13 protein-coding genes are annotated in these 14815 nt (G+C 70.2%); 7 read left to right on the top strand and 6 right to left on the bottom strand.

Going from position 1 to position 14815, the window contains the following annotated elements; genetic code table 11:
• Positions 1–3 precede the first annotated feature (3 nt).
• Both ASE35_RS14015 and ASE35_RS14010 read left to right on the top strand, forming a co-directional pair.
• Positions 4–972 carry a diguanylate cyclase gene (locus tag ASE35_RS14015; RefSeq protein ID WP_056180801.1) on the top strand — a complete coding sequence of 323 codons (969 nt, stop codon included), beginning with the start codon at positions 4–6 and terminating at the stop codon, positions 970–972.
• Between the two features lie 45 nt (positions 973–1017).
• On the top strand, positions 1018–1542 hold the full coding sequence (locus ASE35_RS14010) for a class I SAM-dependent methyltransferase (RefSeq protein ID WP_162259061.1): 525 nt from the start codon (positions 1018–1020) through the stop codon (positions 1540–1542).
• Positions 1543–1549: 7 nt separating this feature from the next.
• Here ASE35_RS14010 and ASE35_RS14005 read toward each other — a convergent pair whose 3' ends face one another.
• A complete protein-coding gene (locus ASE35_RS14005; protein ID WP_056180794.1) occupies positions 1550–2140 on the bottom strand; it encodes a TetR/AcrR family transcriptional regulator in 591 nt (196 codons plus the stop codon).
• A gap of 123 nt (positions 2141–2263) precedes the next feature.
• On the opposite strand from ASE35_RS14005, the gene ASE35_RS14000 reads away from it, so the two are divergent.
• From ASE35_RS14000 to ASE35_RS13990, 3 genes are all read left to right on the top strand, one after another.
• The gene (locus tag ASE35_RS14000) at positions 2264–3271 is read left to right on the top strand and encodes a hypothetical protein (RefSeq protein ID WP_057164223.1); all 1008 of its coding nucleotides are present in this window, start codon (positions 2264–2266) and stop codon (positions 3269–3271) included.
• Positions 3272–3449: 178 nt separating this feature from the next.
• The gene (locus tag ASE35_RS13995) at positions 3450–5732 is read left to right on the top strand and encodes a hypothetical protein (RefSeq protein WP_057164222.1); all 2283 of its coding nucleotides are present in this window, start codon (positions 3450–3452) and stop codon (positions 5730–5732) included.
• Between the two features lie 40 nt (positions 5733–5772).
• Entirely contained in the window at positions 5773–7641 is a 1869-nt protein-coding gene (locus ASE35_RS13990; protein ID WP_057164221.1) for a hypothetical protein, read from the top strand.
• A gap of 14 nt (positions 7642–7655) precedes the next feature.
• On the opposite strand, the gene ASE35_RS13985 is transcribed toward ASE35_RS13990, so the two are convergent.
• Both ASE35_RS13985 and ASE35_RS13980 read right to left on the bottom strand, forming a co-directional pair.
• Positions 7656–8795: a DUF1501 domain-containing protein gene (locus ASE35_RS13985; RefSeq protein WP_057164220.1), complete on the bottom strand. Its 1140-nt coding sequence runs from the start codon at positions 8793–8795 to the stop codon at positions 7656–7658.
• A gap of 1 nt (position 8796) precedes the next feature.
• Positions 8797–10209 (bottom strand): DUF1800 domain-containing protein, encoded by a 1413-nt coding sequence (locus tag ASE35_RS13980; protein WP_057164219.1) that lies wholly within the window; start codon positions 10207–10209, stop codon positions 8797–8799.
• Positions 10210–10396: 187 nt separating this feature from the next.
• Here ASE35_RS13980 and ASE35_RS13975 point away from each other — a divergent pair, with 187 nt between their 5' ends.
• Positions 10397–11767, top strand: coding sequence for an amino acid permease (locus ASE35_RS13975; protein WP_057164218.1), 1371 nt, complete (start codon positions 10397–10399; stop codon positions 11765–11767).
• Positions 11768–11933: 166 nt separating this feature from the next.
• Here the strand turns inward: ASE35_RS13975 and ASE35_RS13970 are convergent, their stop codons facing one another.
• The 3 genes from ASE35_RS13970 to ASE35_RS13960 all read right to left on the bottom strand — a co-directional run bounded on the left by ASE35_RS13970 (position 11934) and on the right by ASE35_RS13960 (position 14109).
• Positions 11934–12182, bottom strand: coding sequence for a DUF3297 family protein (locus tag ASE35_RS13970; RefSeq protein WP_056180774.1), 249 nt, complete (start codon positions 12180–12182; stop codon positions 11934–11936).
• 111 nt (positions 12183–12293) lie between these two features.
• A complete protein-coding gene (locus ASE35_RS13965) occupies positions 12294–12605 on the bottom strand; it encodes a DUF3247 family protein (RefSeq protein WP_057161006.1) in 312 nt (103 codons plus the stop codon).
• Between the two features lie 67 nt (positions 12606–12672).
• Entirely contained in the window at positions 12673–14109 is a 1437-nt protein-coding gene (locus ASE35_RS13960; RefSeq protein ID WP_057164217.1) for an adenylate/guanylate cyclase domain-containing protein, read from the bottom strand.
• A gap of 149 nt (positions 14110–14258) precedes the next feature.
• Between ASE35_RS13960 and ASE35_RS13955 the strand changes: the two genes are divergently transcribed.
• A complete protein-coding gene (locus ASE35_RS13955; protein ID WP_056180766.1) occupies positions 14259–14804 on the top strand; it encodes a hypothetical protein in 546 nt (181 codons plus the stop codon).
• The last annotated feature ends 11 nt before the right edge of the window (positions 14805–14815 follow it).

Below are 14815 nucleotides of genomic sequence, written 5' to 3'. Positions count from 1 at the left end.
GAGATGAACGTGATCTTGTTCGACGTGGAGGCGTTGCCCGGGACGGCGGCCGCTTCGCGACGCGCGCGCTTGCTGGTCGTGGACGATCAGCCGATCAACATACGCGCACTGCACGAAGTGTTTTCCGCCGATCACGACGTGTTCATGGCCACCAACGGCGCGCAGGCGCTGGCGTTCTGTCGCCAGACCCCGCCCGACCTGGTGCTGCTGGACGTGGTCATGCCGGACCTGAGCGGGCTGGAGGTGTGCCGCGCGCTCAAGGCCGATCCGGAAACCCAGAGCATCCCGGTGATCTTCGTCACCAGCCTGGACGATCCGGCCGAGGAGGCCGCGTGCTGGGACGCCGGCGGCGTCGACTTCATCACCAAGCCGATCAACGCCTTGACCGTGCGCAACCGCGTGCGCGCGCACCTGACCTTGAAGCAGCAATCGGATCTGCTGCGGCGCATGGCCTGGGTCGACGGCCTGACCGGCGTGGCCAACCGGCGCCAGTTCGACGAGCGCCTGGCGCGCGAGTGGCAGCGCTGCCGCCGCGGCGGCCAACCGCTGTCGGCGGGCATCATCGATATCGACCACTTCAAGGCCTACAACGACACTTACGGCCACCTCGCCGGCGACGACTGCCTGCGCCAGGTCGCGGCCGCGATCGAAAGCAGCCTGGCGCGCCCGGGCGACCTGGTCGCGCGCACCGGCGGCGAGGAGTTCACCTGCCTGCTGCCCGAAATCGATCTGGCCGGCGCGCGCGTGGTGGTGGAGAACGTGGAGCGCGCGGTGCGCGCACTGGGCATTTCGCATGCGGCCAGCGAGCACGGAACCGTTACCGTCAGCATCGGTATCGCGACCGCGCAACCGGCGGAGGAAGAGAACGCCGAGAGCTTGCTCAATCGCGCCGACAGCGGCCTGTATCGGGCCAAGCGCGGCGGGCGCGCGCGCGTGCGCAGCGACGAGGACACGCCCACGGCGGGCGCATGAGCGCCGCGTACGACGATGGCGCCCGCGCGCCATGACGAAACCCGCATGAGCGCCGCCGAACGCATCCCGGAACGTTTGAGCTGGATGTCGGGCCTGCTGGATCCGCGCCCGAGCGATGCGGTGTTGGAACTGGGCTGCGGCAACGGCGTGCTGGCCGCGCTGCTGCTGCCGCGGCTGACGCGCGGCCACTACCTGGGGTTGGATCGCTCCACCGCGGCGGTCGCCGCGGCGGTGTGGCGCAATTCCGATGCCGTCGCCTCGGGCGCGGCGAGTTTCCGCGTGGTCGAGGTCGCCAAGGCCGAGCCCGAGCGGCGCTACGAGCGCATCGTCGCGGTCAATCTCAATGGGTTCTGGACCGGCGTCGCGCCGGAACTGGCGCGCGTGCGCGACTGGCTGGCGCCGCGCGGTCGTCTGTATCTGGCCTATCAGCCGCCGAACGCGACCGAGCTGGCGCGGATCGAAGCCGGCTTGCGCGAAAACCTGCAGCGCCACGGCTACATGATCGCCGCGGTGGAGCGCGCGCCGCTACGCCCGGTGCCGGCGCTGTGCGCGATCGCCGGGGCCGACTGAAGCGCCTTCAGGCCTTGGCCGACAACCAGCGCTGGATCAGCGAGGCCAATGTCGCCGCCGCGGTCGCCTCGTCGATGCGGCCGCGCTGCCACTGCTGGGCGATCGCGTCGCCGGCGCCGATGATGCCGACGCAGCGCAGCTGCAGTTCCGACGCGGGCAGCGAGGAGTAGGGCGCCAGCGCGTCGCGATAGCGGGCGACGTAATCGTCGATCAGGCGCTGCTGCTCGCGTTCCATGGATTCGTCGCCCTTGAGCGCCGCGACGATCGCCGGGTACTCGGGGCCGGCGGTGGTGTAGCAGCGCAGATACGCCTCGGCCAGCACGCGCGCGGCGTCGCCGAGGCGGCGCGGCAGGCGCTCGAAGCTGCGCTCCAAGGCGGCGGCCTGGCGCTGGTCCAGGTGCCGGTACATCGCGATCAGCAGACCGGCGCGGGTCTGGAAGTGCTCGTAGGCGATCGGCTTGCTCACCCCCGCGCGTTCGGCCAGGTAGCCCAGGGTGAGGGCGTCGCTGCCTTGTTCGCGCACGATCGCGAAGGCGGTCTCGAGCAGCTGCTCGCGCCGTTCGGGTTTGCGCAGTCGTCGGGCTGCCGTCTCGCTCATGGAACGCTGTACCGCCGGGTTTCGTGGTGTCGCCGCCTCGTGCGCAGCGTACATTACCATTCGTAACTTACCAATCGTAGCTTGTCGCCCAGGGCGACGGCACCCGAACCCAGGAGCAAGCCCATGACCTCACACACCCTCGCCCCCGTCCTCATCGTCGGCGGTTCCGGCGTCGTCGGTGCCCAGGCCGCGCACGCGCTGCGCCGGCTGCATCCGCGGCTGCCGATCGCGATCGGCGGCCGCGACCTGGCCAAGGCCGAAACCGTGGCCGCCGCGGTCGGCGGCGCCAGCGCGGTGCGCGTCGATCTGCAGCGCGGCGATCTCGGCCTGGACGCGGACGCGCGTTACAGCGCGGTGATCGTGTTCGTGAAGGACGCGGGCTTGAACACCTTGAAGTACGCGCAGGCGCATGGCTTGCCGTACCTGAGCACCTCCAGCGGCTCGTTCGAGATCGCGCCCGAGGTCGCGCTGCACCTGCGCAAGCCGGGCGCTGCGCCGATCCTGCTCGCCAGCCATTGGCTGGCCGGCGCCGCGACCCTGCCGGCGCTGCACTACGCACGCGAGTTCGCGCAGATCGAGCGCATCGATCTGTCGGCGCTGCTCGACGAGGAGGACATGGGCGGCCCCGCCGCCGCCGCCGACTACGAGCGCCTGATCGGCGCCGCCGGCGCGCAGGTGCTGGAAGACGGGCAATGGCGTTGGCTGCGTGGCGACGAGGCCGGGCGCAGCATTCGCAGCGTGGACGGCGTGGAAGTGGCGGCCGCGGCTTATTCGCCGCTGGACGTGGTCACTCTGGCGGCCGCGACCGACGCGCGTTGGATCCGGCTCGACATGGCCCTGGGCGTCAGCGCCAGCCGCCGTCGCGGCGAGGCCTATTCGACCGAGATCGCGATCGAGATCGAAGGCCAGGGCCACGACGGCCAGCCGCTGCGCGTGCGCCACGAACTGGTGCATCCGGCCGGGCAGGCACCGCTGACCGCACTGTGCATCGCCCTGGGCGTCGAGCGCCTGCTCGGCCTGGCCGGCGGGTCGGCGGTGGCGCCCGGCCTGTACTTCCCGGACGGCCTGATCGATCCGGCCTACCTGCTGCTGCGCCTGCAGGAAGCCGGCGTGCGCCAGCGCCGGATCTGAGCCGGTAGGAGCGCTCCGCGGCCGGCGGTAGGACGCGCGGGTATCGGTGACAGCCACCACGCGATAAGTGGATACTCCGTCACGCTCGGGTCGCGGGGAAGGCGGCCCGATTCCGCGCCAGACCGCCCGGACCCGCAGGCCCGGGCGCACTCCTATCTGACTCCAAGGAAAGGTCGTCATGAGCAAGATCGCGATACCCGATCTGGTCGAAAAGCTGGCCGGCACCGCCGCCAAACCGCTCAAGGATTCCTCACTCAAGACCGAGCTGCTGAGCTACGAGAAGGGTGCGGAAACCAGCGCCCAGAGCGGCAGCATCAAGGCCGTGTTCGGCGCCACCGCGGCGGCCGCGATCCATCTGTACAACAGCGCCGACGATGTCGACGAAGACGGCGTGATCGGCAGCCGTGCCGAGGCCGTCGATCCGGCCAAGGCCAGCACCGACTGGCGACCGCAGCTTGCGTTCCAGGCCGACAGCGCATGGCTCAAGTACTCGCTGAGCGCGGCGGCCACCGCCAAGGCCACCGCCAAGATCGGCACCGCCGGCGGCAGCATCAGCGGCGATCGCTCGCTGCGCCTGCTTTGCTACAAACGCCACGACGCCGCGACGCGGATCGGCGAGGCGGTGCTGGCCGATGTCGACGAAATCGCCAGCGTGCTGGCGGCGTCCGACATCGCCGGGCTCGGCGTCGGCGAGGCGGTCGCGCTGAAGTCGCGCGGCAAGCTCACCGCCAGCCTCAGCGTCAGTTGGTCGGACATCTTCTCCAGTTCCCTACACGGCCTGACCGAGGTGCTCGGCGCCGAACGCGCCGGCGCGTTCCTGATCAACATCGGCGCCAGCGCCAGTGCCAGCTTCACCGCCACCGTCGACGACGATTTCAGCCTCAGCTTCGTGCGCGAGCGCGCCTCCGGCGATCGCGCGATCCGCGTCGCCCTGCGCAAGAGCACGGTCCACGACGCCCGCTTCGATGCCAAGGCCGGCGTGCAGATCAAATTCGCCGATCCGGCCGCGGTGGAGAAGGTGCTGGGCGGGGTCGTGGCTGGCGTGCTCGACGCGCCCACCGCGGCGTTGAAAGCGATCGAAGAGGCGACCTCGTTGGATCGGGTGCCGGAGCGCTATCGTCCGATCGCCGAAGCTCTGGCCGAGCGCTTCGGCCTGGACGAGGTCAACCCGCTGCCCAAGCTGAAGAAGAAGTTGCAGGAGCTCACCGAACTGCTGAACGAGCACGTGACCCAGATCGCCGAGACCAAGGTCACCCTGGGCTTCAGCTACGAGTACATGCGCCTGGCCAGCGAAGCCTCGCTGCTCGAGGCCACGCTGTCGGAAGACGCCCTGTCGCGCCTGCACGGCGCCCTGCTGAGCTTCGACTTCCAGCGCGTGCTGGCCTACACCGGTTCGGGCTATGCGCTGGAGTTCTTCCTCCATCAGAAGACCGTGGAGCGCGTGCGCGCCTGGGGCTTCACCTTGGGCGTCGGCACCTGGTTCAACCTCAAGAGCAAGCAGGAGCGCAAGGACCGTTTCGTCAGCCGCCGCTACGTCTCGCCGGCCGGCGAAGCGCTGACCCGCGCCTATCTGGGCAGCACCCAGTACACCGCCAACGCCAACACCTGGACCACCGAGTACGGTGCCCTGCTCAAGGCCGATCTGGAAGAAGCGCGCGCGCCGCAGCAGACCGCCGCGCGCGATTTCAAGTGCGGCCTGCAACTGTGGTGGGAGGAAAGCCGGATCAAGACCGCGAGCGAACTGTCGCGCGTGGTCGACGATGCGGTGCTGTGGGGCGTGATCGACGCCGATGCGGCGCCGGCATTGCAGGCGCAGCTGCAGGGCGCGCTGGGCTCGGCGAGCGAGTGCAAGCCTCGCCTGAGCGTGATGCTCAGCGACCACGGCCTGCGCCAGGCCATGCGCGCCTACGCGGGCGCCGACGATGCGACCTGGGCGCGGCATGCGGCGCGCGCCTTGCCCTGGTACGCCAAGCAGTCCGCGCGCGCGAGCTGCGCCAGCCGCGAGGCGGTCTACGCGCCGCTGTTCGAGGCCTATCGGCGTCGTCCCGACGCCAGCGGCAGCTCGCTCAAGCAACTGATCGCCAAGAGCCTGCGCGACTACGGCGGCGGTCTGGCCGGGCAGGAGTCGATAGGCGAGACGCCGTGGACCGTCTATCAGGTGCTGCTGCGTTCGGATATCGACCAGCGGCGTTTCTGGAACCGCTGGGAGCGCCTGCGCAGCGGCGCGGCGCGCATGATCGATCTGCTGGAGGTGCGCGGCGACTGGAACGACTTCGACGACCACTTCGCGATGCTGCGCGGCGTGTTCGAGCAGACCTTCCTGATCCGCGCGGCTGCCAGCCTGCTCGCCGAAGCCCTGCCGGCCTCGCTGCGCGACGGCAAGGCCTATGCGACCACGCTGACCATCGCCTATCGCGACGGCAATCAGGACAAGAGCCTGATCGTGGGAGGCAAGGGCTAAGCTCAGACCGCGGCGATTCCTTAGGGAGGAGGAAACGAGCATGAACCTGTTGTTCGAGATCGGCGGCGACCTGCTGGGGTGGGCCGCCTCGGGCGCGGCCTTGCTGCTGTCGTGGTGGCTCTTGCGCGCGCTGATGTGCTGGCTGGTACGTCCACGGGACACGCGCCTGAGCCTGGAGCCGGCGCCCTCGGGACAGGCCCGCACCCTGGTGGTGCTGGTCCATGGCATGCCGGGCCTGCGCCGCTTCCGCGGCGCCTTGGACCTGGTCGCGCGCGCGTTGCCGGACGCCGACCGCCTGATCGTCGATTACCAAGGCGGTTGGATGCGCGGCTACACCAGCAACGCCAACGCCCTGGAGATCGCCGACGCGATCGAGCGGGGCATCCACAGCGAGTTCAAGCGCGGGCAGTACGATCGGGTGATTCTGCTGGGCTATAGCGCCGGCGCGGCGCTGCTGCGCAAGGCCCTGGTTTGGGCCTACGGCCAGGAAGAGGATCGCGCCGCGTTCGGCCGCCGTGGCAAGCGCGCCTGGGTCGATCGCACCGAGCGCCTGGTGCTGTTGGCCGGCATGAATCGCGGTTGGACCGTAAGCCCCAAGCCCAGCGCGATGGGGTGGCCGACCTGCGTATTCATCCGCGCCTGCCAGGTGCTGGCGCGCGTGCTCGGTATCGGCCGCCTGATCCTGGCCATGCACAGCGGCTCGCCCTTCGTCGCCGATACCCGCGTGCAATGGATCCGCATCGCGCGTTCGGACGCGGTGGTGCAGGGCCGGCAACCGTTCCCGCAGGTGATCCAGTTGATCGGCAATCGCGACGACCTGGTCACCAAGGAGGACGGCCAGGACCTGGATACCGCCGCCGGCACGGTGTTCCGCACCATCGCCCAGACCGGACACAAGGAGATCGGCAGCGCCCTGGACGATGCCAGCACGGCGGCGGCTTTGGAGCGCCGGCGCCTGATCGAGCTGGCCGTGCTGGGTCGCATCGACGAACTCGAGCCGGACGTGGTCGAGCTCAAAGAGGATCGCGAGGTCACGCGCCTGGTCTACGTGATGCACGGCATCCGCGACCACGGCGATTGGACCGACAAGATCCGCGGCGAGATCGAGCATCGCTGCGACGCGGGCGGCGAGAAGGTCGCGGTGTTCAACGCCAAGTACGGCTATTTCCCGATGGCGCGCTTCCTGCTGTACGCCGATCGCCAACGCAATGTGCGCGACTTCATGGATCGCTACACCGAGCATCTGGCTCACTATCCCAACGTGCGCGCGGTGGATTTCGTCGGCCATAGCAACGGCACCTACATTCTGGCCAGCGCGCTGCAGCGCTATTCGACCATGCGCGTGCGCCGGGTTTTTTTCGCCGGCAGCGTGGTGCGCAGCGACTACCCGTGGGCGCAGCTGGTCGAAGAAGGCCGTGTCGAACGGGTGATCAACGTGGTCGCCACGGCCGACTGGGTGGTGGCCTACTTTCCCAAGCTGTTCGAGCAGATCGCCGGCCTGTTTCGGGTCGGCACGCGCGGCGGCTGGCTGGATCTGGGCGGCGCGGGCTTCAATGGCTTCCGCGATTCCGGCGTCGCCGCGGCGGTGGACGACCTGAAGTTCGCGGTCGGCGCGCACGGCACCGGCGTGGCGGTCGCGGAACCGGCCAAGTTGAACGCGATCGCGGCCTATGTCGTCGCCGCCGACGACAGCGGCTTACGAGCCTTCGAGGGCGCGCAGACGCAGAACGCACGGATCGGATTCTCGTCGAATCTCAGCATTCTGGTCTGGCTGGCCCTGATCACCCTGCTGTTTCAGATCGGCCTGTTGCTGTACATGGGTTGCGTCTTGATGGGCTGGTTCGGCGCCGCCGACGCCGTCAAGCTGGTGTATCCGGCCTTGGTCTTGTTGCTGCTGTACTTCGTCTGATCCCGGCGGCAGGGTCAGACGATCAAGCCCGGCATCGCGCGCACCGCGCGGCTGTCCGGAAACACCTGATCCTCCAGCGCGCTTTCCGGCAGCCGCAGGTGCTCGACCAGCAGGCCCTTGAACAGGCCGCGCAGGTCGCTGGTCGCGCGCAGGTCGCGGCCTTCGTTGAGCGCGGCCGGCGCCAGGCCGGGCCAATCGCCGGCGATGCGGCCGCCGTGCACCGCGCCGCCGGCCAGCAGGGCCAGGCCGCCGGTGCCGTGGTCGGTGCCGGCGGTGCCGTTGACCGCGGCGGTGCGGCCGAACTCGCTGACGATCGCGATCGCGGTGCGTTCCCAGATCGGCGCCGCCCCGTCCTGGAACGCGCGCAGGCCCGCATCCAGTTCGCCCAGCTTGCGCGCGAGCACGGCGGCCTGATTGCTGTGGGTGTCCCAGCCGGAGTCTTCGACGAAGCCCAGGCGCGGGCCATCGGCGGCGGCCATGAAGCGCGCGGCCGCGCTCATCGCCTGCGGCAGGCGTGCGCCGCGCGCCGTGCCGACCTGCATGCCGGCGCCCTGGCTGTCGAGCGCGCGCGCGAACGCGCCCGACAGCTGCGGATCGGCGGCGTACAAGGACTGCAGGCGCTGCAGCAGGATCGGATCGACGTCCTCGGGCAGCGGCGGCGACCAGGTGGTGGCCGCGCCGGGGCCGCGCATGATCAGCGGCATCACCGCGCTCACCGCCAGCGCTTCGCCGCCGCGCATCGCGGCGACGCAGCGGTTGAGCCAGCCGCTGGCGGCGCCGTTGGCGCTGGCGGTGCCGTTCTCCAGGCAGTCCTGCGCCTCGAAGTGCGAGCGCTGGCGATACGGCGGCGCGATCGCGACCACGGGCAGCAACTGCCCGCGCGCGTACAGCGAGTGGGCGAACTCCAACGCGGGATGCAGGGCGAAGTCGGCGTTCAAGGCGCGCGCGTTCTGCGGCGCCAGCGCGCCGCGCAGGCGCGCGTAGGCGGCATCGTCGCGTGGCGGCAGCAGGTGCAGGCCATCGACGCCGCCGCGCAGCAGCACCACCAGCAGACGCTGGTCGTTGGTCGATGCCAGCGCGCTCAGGTTCGGCCATAGAGTCAAAGTGGCGGCGGCGCCCGCCGCCGCGATGAAATGTCGTCGGCTCAGTCGCATCTCAGCTTCTCCATTGAAAGGCCGGGCTGGCGAACAACAGGGCCAGGCCGCCGCGCGGGGATTCGGCGCGGCGCAAGGCGCCGAGGGTGTCGGCGTCCAGGCGATCGGCGAACACCGCCCGCGCGATCGCTTGCGGGTCCACGCGCGCGTCGGGCGCCGACTCCGACAGGCTTTGCGCGGCCTGCACGCGTTTCCACAAGGCATCCGGCCCGCTCCATTCGGCGGCCTCGTCGGCGTAACCCGCGGGCGAGCGCGGCGTGAACGGCGGTTGGCCCATGCGCGCGAGCAGGGCGATCAGGCCGCGCGGCTGTTCGCCCGGCGTCGCGCCGCTGGCGCGCAGCGCCGAGATCACGAAGTCGTCCGGGGTCTTGAACTTGCGCGCGTCCTCGCCCCAGGCTTCGGGCGCATCGATCAGGGCCGCGTAGACCGTGGGCAGGTCGCCGCCGCTGCGCAGCCAGGCCGCGCTCAGGCGCGCGACCAGGGCCGGCGGTGGCGTATCGCCGACGAAATGGCGCGCGAGCTTGTACGAGAGGTGGCGCGCGGTGGACGGATGCACGGCCAGGTCGGTCAGGATCGCGCGTCCCTGTTCGAGGCCGCCGTCGGCATAGCGGCGTCCGGCCACGTTGCGCGCGCCGGCTTCGTGCGCGGCGGCGCGGAATACGAAGGCCGAGGATGCGTTGCCGGCCGCGAGCTCGCGCGGCAGCGGCGCGCCCCAACCGGTGATCGCGCGCGCCAGTTCGGTCACGTCGGCCTGCGTGTAACCGCCGTCGACGCCGAGGGTGTGCAGCTCCAGGATCTCGCGGGCGAGATTCTCGTTCAGGCCGACCTCGCGCTTGGGCGCTTGCGCGTTCGCGCGCGCCATGCGCCGACGCGCGCGCTGGGCGAGCATGGAGTCGGCGCCGACCGAGCGCACGTTGTCCAGGTAGCGCAGCATGCCCGGATGCGATTCCACCGCGATCAGCAGGTCGGCGTAGCGCGACAGCAGGTGCGGGCGGATCGCTTCGCGTTCCATCGGCGCGGCGTACAGCGCGGCGGCGCGTTTGTCGATCGAGATCGCGAAGTGGTTGGACCAGAACCGTACCAGACGCTCGACGAAGCCCTGCTCGCTGGCCACCGCGACCCGGTAGCGCCGCCCGAACTCGCGTAACTGATCCGCGCGGAAACGCTGGCCGAAGTTGGCGACTTGCTCGGACTGCTCGCCTTGCCGGCGCGCGGCCGCGCGTTCGCGGTAGTAGTCGGCCTCGCGGCGCAGGTAGTCCAGGCTGGCGGGCAGATCGGCGAAGCGCGCCTGGGCGCCGTCGCCGCGCAGCTGCGCGTGCAGCCAGCCGCGCGGATCGTCGATGCGGGTCAACTGGCCGGGCGCCGCGCCCAGGCCGAAACGATTGACCGCGCTCACGCTTTCGCCTGTCGTCATGCCCGCTCTCCATCGTCTACCGGTCTGGCAACGGCTGCGCGTGGCGGCGGTTGACAGGCGCCGCGCGCAGGCCGCCACCGGAGCCCCTACACGCGCGGGCCCGCATGGCGTAGGGTTGCGGGCAATCGGCGCGCCGCGCCGCGCAACCGCAGGCCCGCGCCCGACGCGTGGCCAGGAGACCGTGGCAATGCAGAGCGAACCGCAAGAGCTCCATCGTGGCCTGGGCGAACGCCATATCCGCCTGATGGCACTGGGCGCCGCGATCGGCGTCGGTCTGTTTCTGGGTTCGGCCAACGCGATCAAGCTGGCCGGCCCCGGCATCCTGCTGGCCTACCTGCTCGGTGGCGCGGCGATCTTCATCATCATGCGCGCGCTGGGCGAGATGGCTGTGCACAACCCGGTCGCGGGTTCGTTCAGCCGCTACGCGCAGGACTATCTGGGCCCGCTGTCGGGTTACCTGACCGGCTGGAACTACTGGTTCCTGTGGCTGGTGACCTGCGTGGCCGAGATCACCGCGGTCGGCATCTACATGCAGGTCTGGTTTCCGGGCACGCCGCAATGGGCCTGGGCGCTGGCCGCGCTGGCGGCGATGGGGTCGGTCAACCTGATCGCGGTGCGCGCCTACGGCGAGTTCGAGTTCTGGTTCGCGATGATCAAGGTCGTGACCATCGTGCTGATGATCGTCGGCGGCCTGGGCATGATCGTGTTCGGCTTCGGCAACAACGGCGTGGCCACCGGCATCTCGCACCTGTGGTCGCACGGCGGCTTCTTCCCCAACGGCGCCAAGGGCGTGCTGATGTCGCTGCAGATGGTGATGTTCGCCTATCTGGGCGTGGAGATGATCGGCCTGACCGCCGGCGAGGCCGCGAATCCGAAGAAGTCGATTCCCGACGCGATCAACTCGGTGTTCTGGCGCATCCTGATCTTCTACGTCGGCGCGCTGTTCGTGATTCTGTCGATCTATCCCTGGAACGAGCTGGGCACCACCGGCAGCCCGTTCGTGATGACCTTCGAGCGCCTGGGCATCCGCGAGGCCGCCGGCATCATCAACTTCGTGGTCCTGACCGCCGCGCTGTCCTCGTGCAACAGCGGCATCTTCAGCACCGCGCGCATGCTCTACAACCTGGGCCAGCAGGGCCAGGCGCCGCGCACCTTCGCGATCACCTCCGCCAGCGGCGTGCCGCGCAAGGCGGTGCTGGTGTCGGTGGTGGTGCTGCTGTTCGGCGTCCTGCTGAACTACCTGGTGCCGGAGAAGGTGTTCATCTGGGTGACCTCGATCTCGACCTTCGGCGCGATCTGGACCTGGGCGGTGATCCTGCTGTCGCACCGCAAGTTCCGCGCCGGGCTGAGCGCGGAGCAGCGTGCGGGCCTGGAGTTCAAGATGCCGCTGTATCCGATCGGTTCGTGGATCGCGCTGGCGTTCCTGGTGCTGGTGGTCGGCCTGATGGCCTACTTCCCCGACACCCGCATCGCGCTGTTCGTCGGCCCGGCCTTCCTGATCCTGCTGGTGGTGCTGTACTACGCGCTGGGCCTGGGCAAGCGCGCGCCCGCGAACTGAGGCGGCGCCGCGCCCGAGGTGACTCGAAAACGCTCGGGCGCTGACGGCCCGAGCGGTCAAGGAGCGACGCGATGACGAGTCGGCGGCGTTTTCTGCAAACCGCGGGGCTGGCCGCCGGCCTGGCCGCGCTGGCCCGTAGCGGCGCGGCCGCGCCCACGAGTAGGCCTTATTCCTTGGCCGGAGTGAGGAAGTAAGCCTCGACTTCGCCCTTGACCTTGACCGTCATCGGATTGCCGCGGCGGTCCAGGGCCTTGCCCACCGGCACCCGCACCCAGCCTTCGCTGATGCAGTATTCCTCGACGTTGTGGCGCTCCTGGCCGTTGAAGCGGATGCCGATGCCGCGTTCGAGCAGGGCGTCGTCGTGGAAGGGGCTGCGCGGGTCGTTGGACAGGCGGTCGGGCGGGGTATCGGTCATCGTCGGTATCGCTGTGGCTGGTGGCGCCCAGAGTGGGCGCGGGCTACGGTCGCGGCGCGCGCGGGGCGGCGCCGGTTGCACAGGATACGCGTCGCGCCGGCCGCGGTCGCCTCAGTGGGGCCGGTGCAGCTCGAACGCGGTCAGCGGCCGGATCGCGTCGATCTGGTCCAGCCACAGGTTGTGCACGCGGCTGCCGCCGTCGTCGAGCGGTTCCTCCAGCCGCAGCATGCCGTTCAGCCCTTCCACGTCGCCGGGCCCGTAGAAGGTCTGCAGGCCGGGCAGGGCGGCGACCACGCCGCGCAGCACGCGGCCGTCGTGCATGCTCAGCTGCACGCGCGCGTCGTCGCGCAGATGGGCGATATGCGACTCCAGGCGGGCGATGTCGGCGGGCGCGGAATAGACATGGTCGGCGTTGCGTGACATCGCGGCGGCCTCGATCGGGGTGATCCGACTCTAGCCCCGCGCCGCGCAAGCGCGGGTGAAGCCGCGTTCAGTGGGCGCGCGGCTGCAGGCGCAGCTGCGCGGCGGCGAGGCGGAAGGGGTCGATGCCGACTTCGTAGTAGCGATGCCCGCGCAGGCTTGCCGACTGCGCGGCCTGCGGATCCGACCAATCGGCGAAATCGCGCAGGGCGGCGGCATGGCCGCGGTCGGCCTGCAGCAGGGCCTTGCGCACGTTGTCGTCGACCAGCAGCACGTCGCGATCGCGCGGCGCGTGCGCGATCAGCTTGGCGGCGCGGTTCACGCAGGGCCCCATCACCGTCGGCACCTGGAACTGGCGTGGCCCGATGTTGGTCGAGATCAGCGGGCCCAGGGTGATCGAGACGCGCAGGCGCACCGCGTCGGCGGCTTCGGCGGCCAGGCTTTTCCAGTGCAGGCGCTTGAAGTCGCGGAAGTCGGCCAGCAGTTCGGCGGCCGCGCAGACCGCGCGCAGCGCCGGGCTGGCCACGGCCGAGTCGTGATTGCCGCCGTAGTGGAAGCGCGCCAGGGTGCCGTCGCCGCTGAAGCGTTCGATCACCGCCGAGTACGGTCCGATGCGCTGGTAGACGTGCTCGGTGAAGCGCCCGATCAGGCGGGTGGCGTCGACCAGCGGCAGCTCGTCGAACAGCGACGAGGAACGGGTGAGGTCGACGTACAGCACCGCCGCGTTCTCCAGGTCGATCTCGCCCTGCAGGCCCAACGCCCGCGCGCAGTCGCGATGGGAGAGGAAAGCATCGGCCTTGGCGGCCAGGCCGCCGTCGCCGTCTTCCAGCAGTTCGCTCAGGCGCCGTCGGTCCTCGGCGTCGAAGCCCTCTGGGTCGATCACGTCCTGGCTGCCGGCGACGGTCTTGTTGAACAGCTGGATCACGCCGACCTGGCGGTGGCGCGCATGCAGCGGCGCGACCAGGGTGTGCACCGGGGTGAAGCCGGATTGCTGATCGTAGGAGGCGACATGGCGGGCGTTGGCTTGCAGGCGGTTGTCGCCGATCGCCACGCCTTTGCTCCAGCATTCGCCGACGATGGTCCAGGCCTCGACCAGCTTCATGCGCAGGATCGCGGCGGCCGCCGCGGCGTCGGCGTTGTACACCGCGACGAAGGCGAAGCCGCGCGGAAACTCGCCTTCGTCCTCGCGCGCCGGGTAGATCGGCACGTACAGCGACGCGGCCTGCGCGTCCATCGCGCGCGCCACGCGTTCGACCCGTTCGGTGAGCTGCTCGCGCAGGCGCGCGAGGTCGCGCGCTTCCGGCGACGCGTCCTGGTCGGCGTGGCGCAGACGTTGCTCGCTCTTGGCCAGATCGGCGCGCACGCGCGCGAGCTCGGCCTCCTTGATGCGCAGCTCGGTGTCCTTTCCGGCCAGGATGCGCTGGTGATAAAGCTTGGCCAGGGTGGCCACGAAACCGGCGCCGAGCACTCCCGCGCCGAGCTTGGCCCATTCGATCCACTCGCTCATGTCCGCTCCTGGACGCGCGCCGGGCCGCCCGCCGGGCCCCATCAGCTGTGACGCGAAAGCCGCGCAAAAGCGGCCCCGGCGCGTGCGCCGGCTTTCCATCGCCGCCCCCAGGCGGCATCCTGCCCGCCTCCCCCTGCGGCGAAACCGCCATGCACGCACCCGACGACGACTACGAAAGCGACGATTACGACGGCTACGACGGCGACCTCGACGAGGCCACGCCCGAGGCCCTGGTCTGGCAGTTGCTGCTGATGATCAACCCCGGCGACGAGGAATCGGCGCTGCAGCAGTTCGCCGACTACCGCGAGGCGCTGGCCGAGGCCGGCGGGGAGACCGACGAGCCGGTCTGGCTGATCAAGGATGCGATCGACTGGAAGGCCGGCTACTACGTCGACTGGAAGGACAGCGAGTCCTTCATCGACAGCATCAACGAGCTGGCCGCGCGCTGGAACCTGCGCATCGACTGGGGCACCGACGACACCGCCGACCCGGATTTCCTCGACGGTACCGACGTGCCCGCGCTGATGGCGACCGCGCACGACCGCCTGCGCGAGCACGGCTACACCCTGTGGACCTGGAACACCGGCAGCGACAGCCACGCCGGCTGGATCGCCCTGCGTCGCGACGACGAGGCCATGCAGGTGCTCTCGACCGCGCTCGGGATCGAGTCGCGGCCGGGCAGCGACGCGTTCTGAGGGCGGGCCGG

Origin of the sequence: Lysobacter sp. Root916 (assembly GCF_001429785.1) — a bacterium.
Taxonomy (GTDB): domain Bacteria; phylum Pseudomonadota; class Gammaproteobacteria; order Xanthomonadales; family Xanthomonadaceae; genus Lysobacter.
The sequence above is the reverse complement of the archived record's forward strand: the minus strand, read 5'-3'. Positions and strand labels throughout refer to the sequence as shown.

What these genes read in the sequence shown, in the direction of transcription:
- ASE35_RS13995 (WP_057164222.1), top strand. Translation starts at nt 3,450, where the DNA reads ATGAGCAAGATCGCGATACCCGATCTGGTCGAAAAGCTGGCCGGCACC.
- ASE35_RS14015 (WP_056180801.1), top strand. Translation starts at nt 4, where the DNA reads ATGAACGTGATCTTGTTCGACGTGGAGGCGTTGCCCGGGACGGCGGCC.
- ASE35_RS13975 (WP_057164218.1), top strand. Translation starts at nt 10,397, where the DNA reads ATGCAGAGCGAACCGCAAGAGCTCCATCGTGGCCTGGGCGAACGCCAT.
- ASE35_RS14010 (WP_162259061.1), top strand. Translation starts at nt 1,018, where the DNA reads ATGAGCGCCGCCGAACGCATCCCGGAACGTTTGAGCTGGATGTCGGGC.
- ASE35_RS13980 (WP_057164219.1), bottom strand. Translation starts at nt 10,209, where the DNA reads ATGACGACAGGCGAAAGCGTGAGCGCGGTCAATCGTTTCGGCCTGGGC.
- ASE35_RS13985 (WP_057164220.1), bottom strand. Translation starts at nt 8,795, where the DNA reads ATGCGACTGAGCCGACGACATTTCATCGCGGCGGCGGGCGCCGCCGCC.
- ASE35_RS13970 (WP_056180774.1), bottom strand. Translation starts at nt 12,182, where the DNA reads ATGACCGATACCCCGCCCGACCGCCTGTCCAACGACCCGCGCAGCCCC.
- ASE35_RS13965 (WP_057161006.1), bottom strand. Translation starts at nt 12,605, where the DNA reads ATGTCACGCAACGCCGACCATGTCTATTCCGCGCCCGCCGACATCGCC.
- ASE35_RS14000 (WP_057164223.1), top strand. Translation starts at nt 2,264, where the DNA reads ATGACCTCACACACCCTCGCCCCCGTCCTCATCGTCGGCGGTTCCGGC.
- ASE35_RS13990 (WP_057164221.1), top strand. Translation starts at nt 5,773, where the DNA reads ATGAACCTGTTGTTCGAGATCGGCGGCGACCTGCTGGGGTGGGCCGCC.
- ASE35_RS13955 (WP_056180766.1), top strand. Translation starts at nt 14,259, where the DNA reads ATGCACGCACCCGACGACGACTACGAAAGCGACGATTACGACGGCTAC.
- ASE35_RS13960 (WP_057164217.1), bottom strand. Translation starts at nt 14,109, where the DNA reads ATGAGCGAGTGGATCGAATGGGCCAAGCTCGGCGCGGGAGTGCTCGGC.
- ASE35_RS14005 (WP_056180794.1), bottom strand. Translation starts at nt 2,140, where the DNA reads ATGAGCGAGACGGCAGCCCGACGACTGCGCAAACCCGAACGGCGCGAG.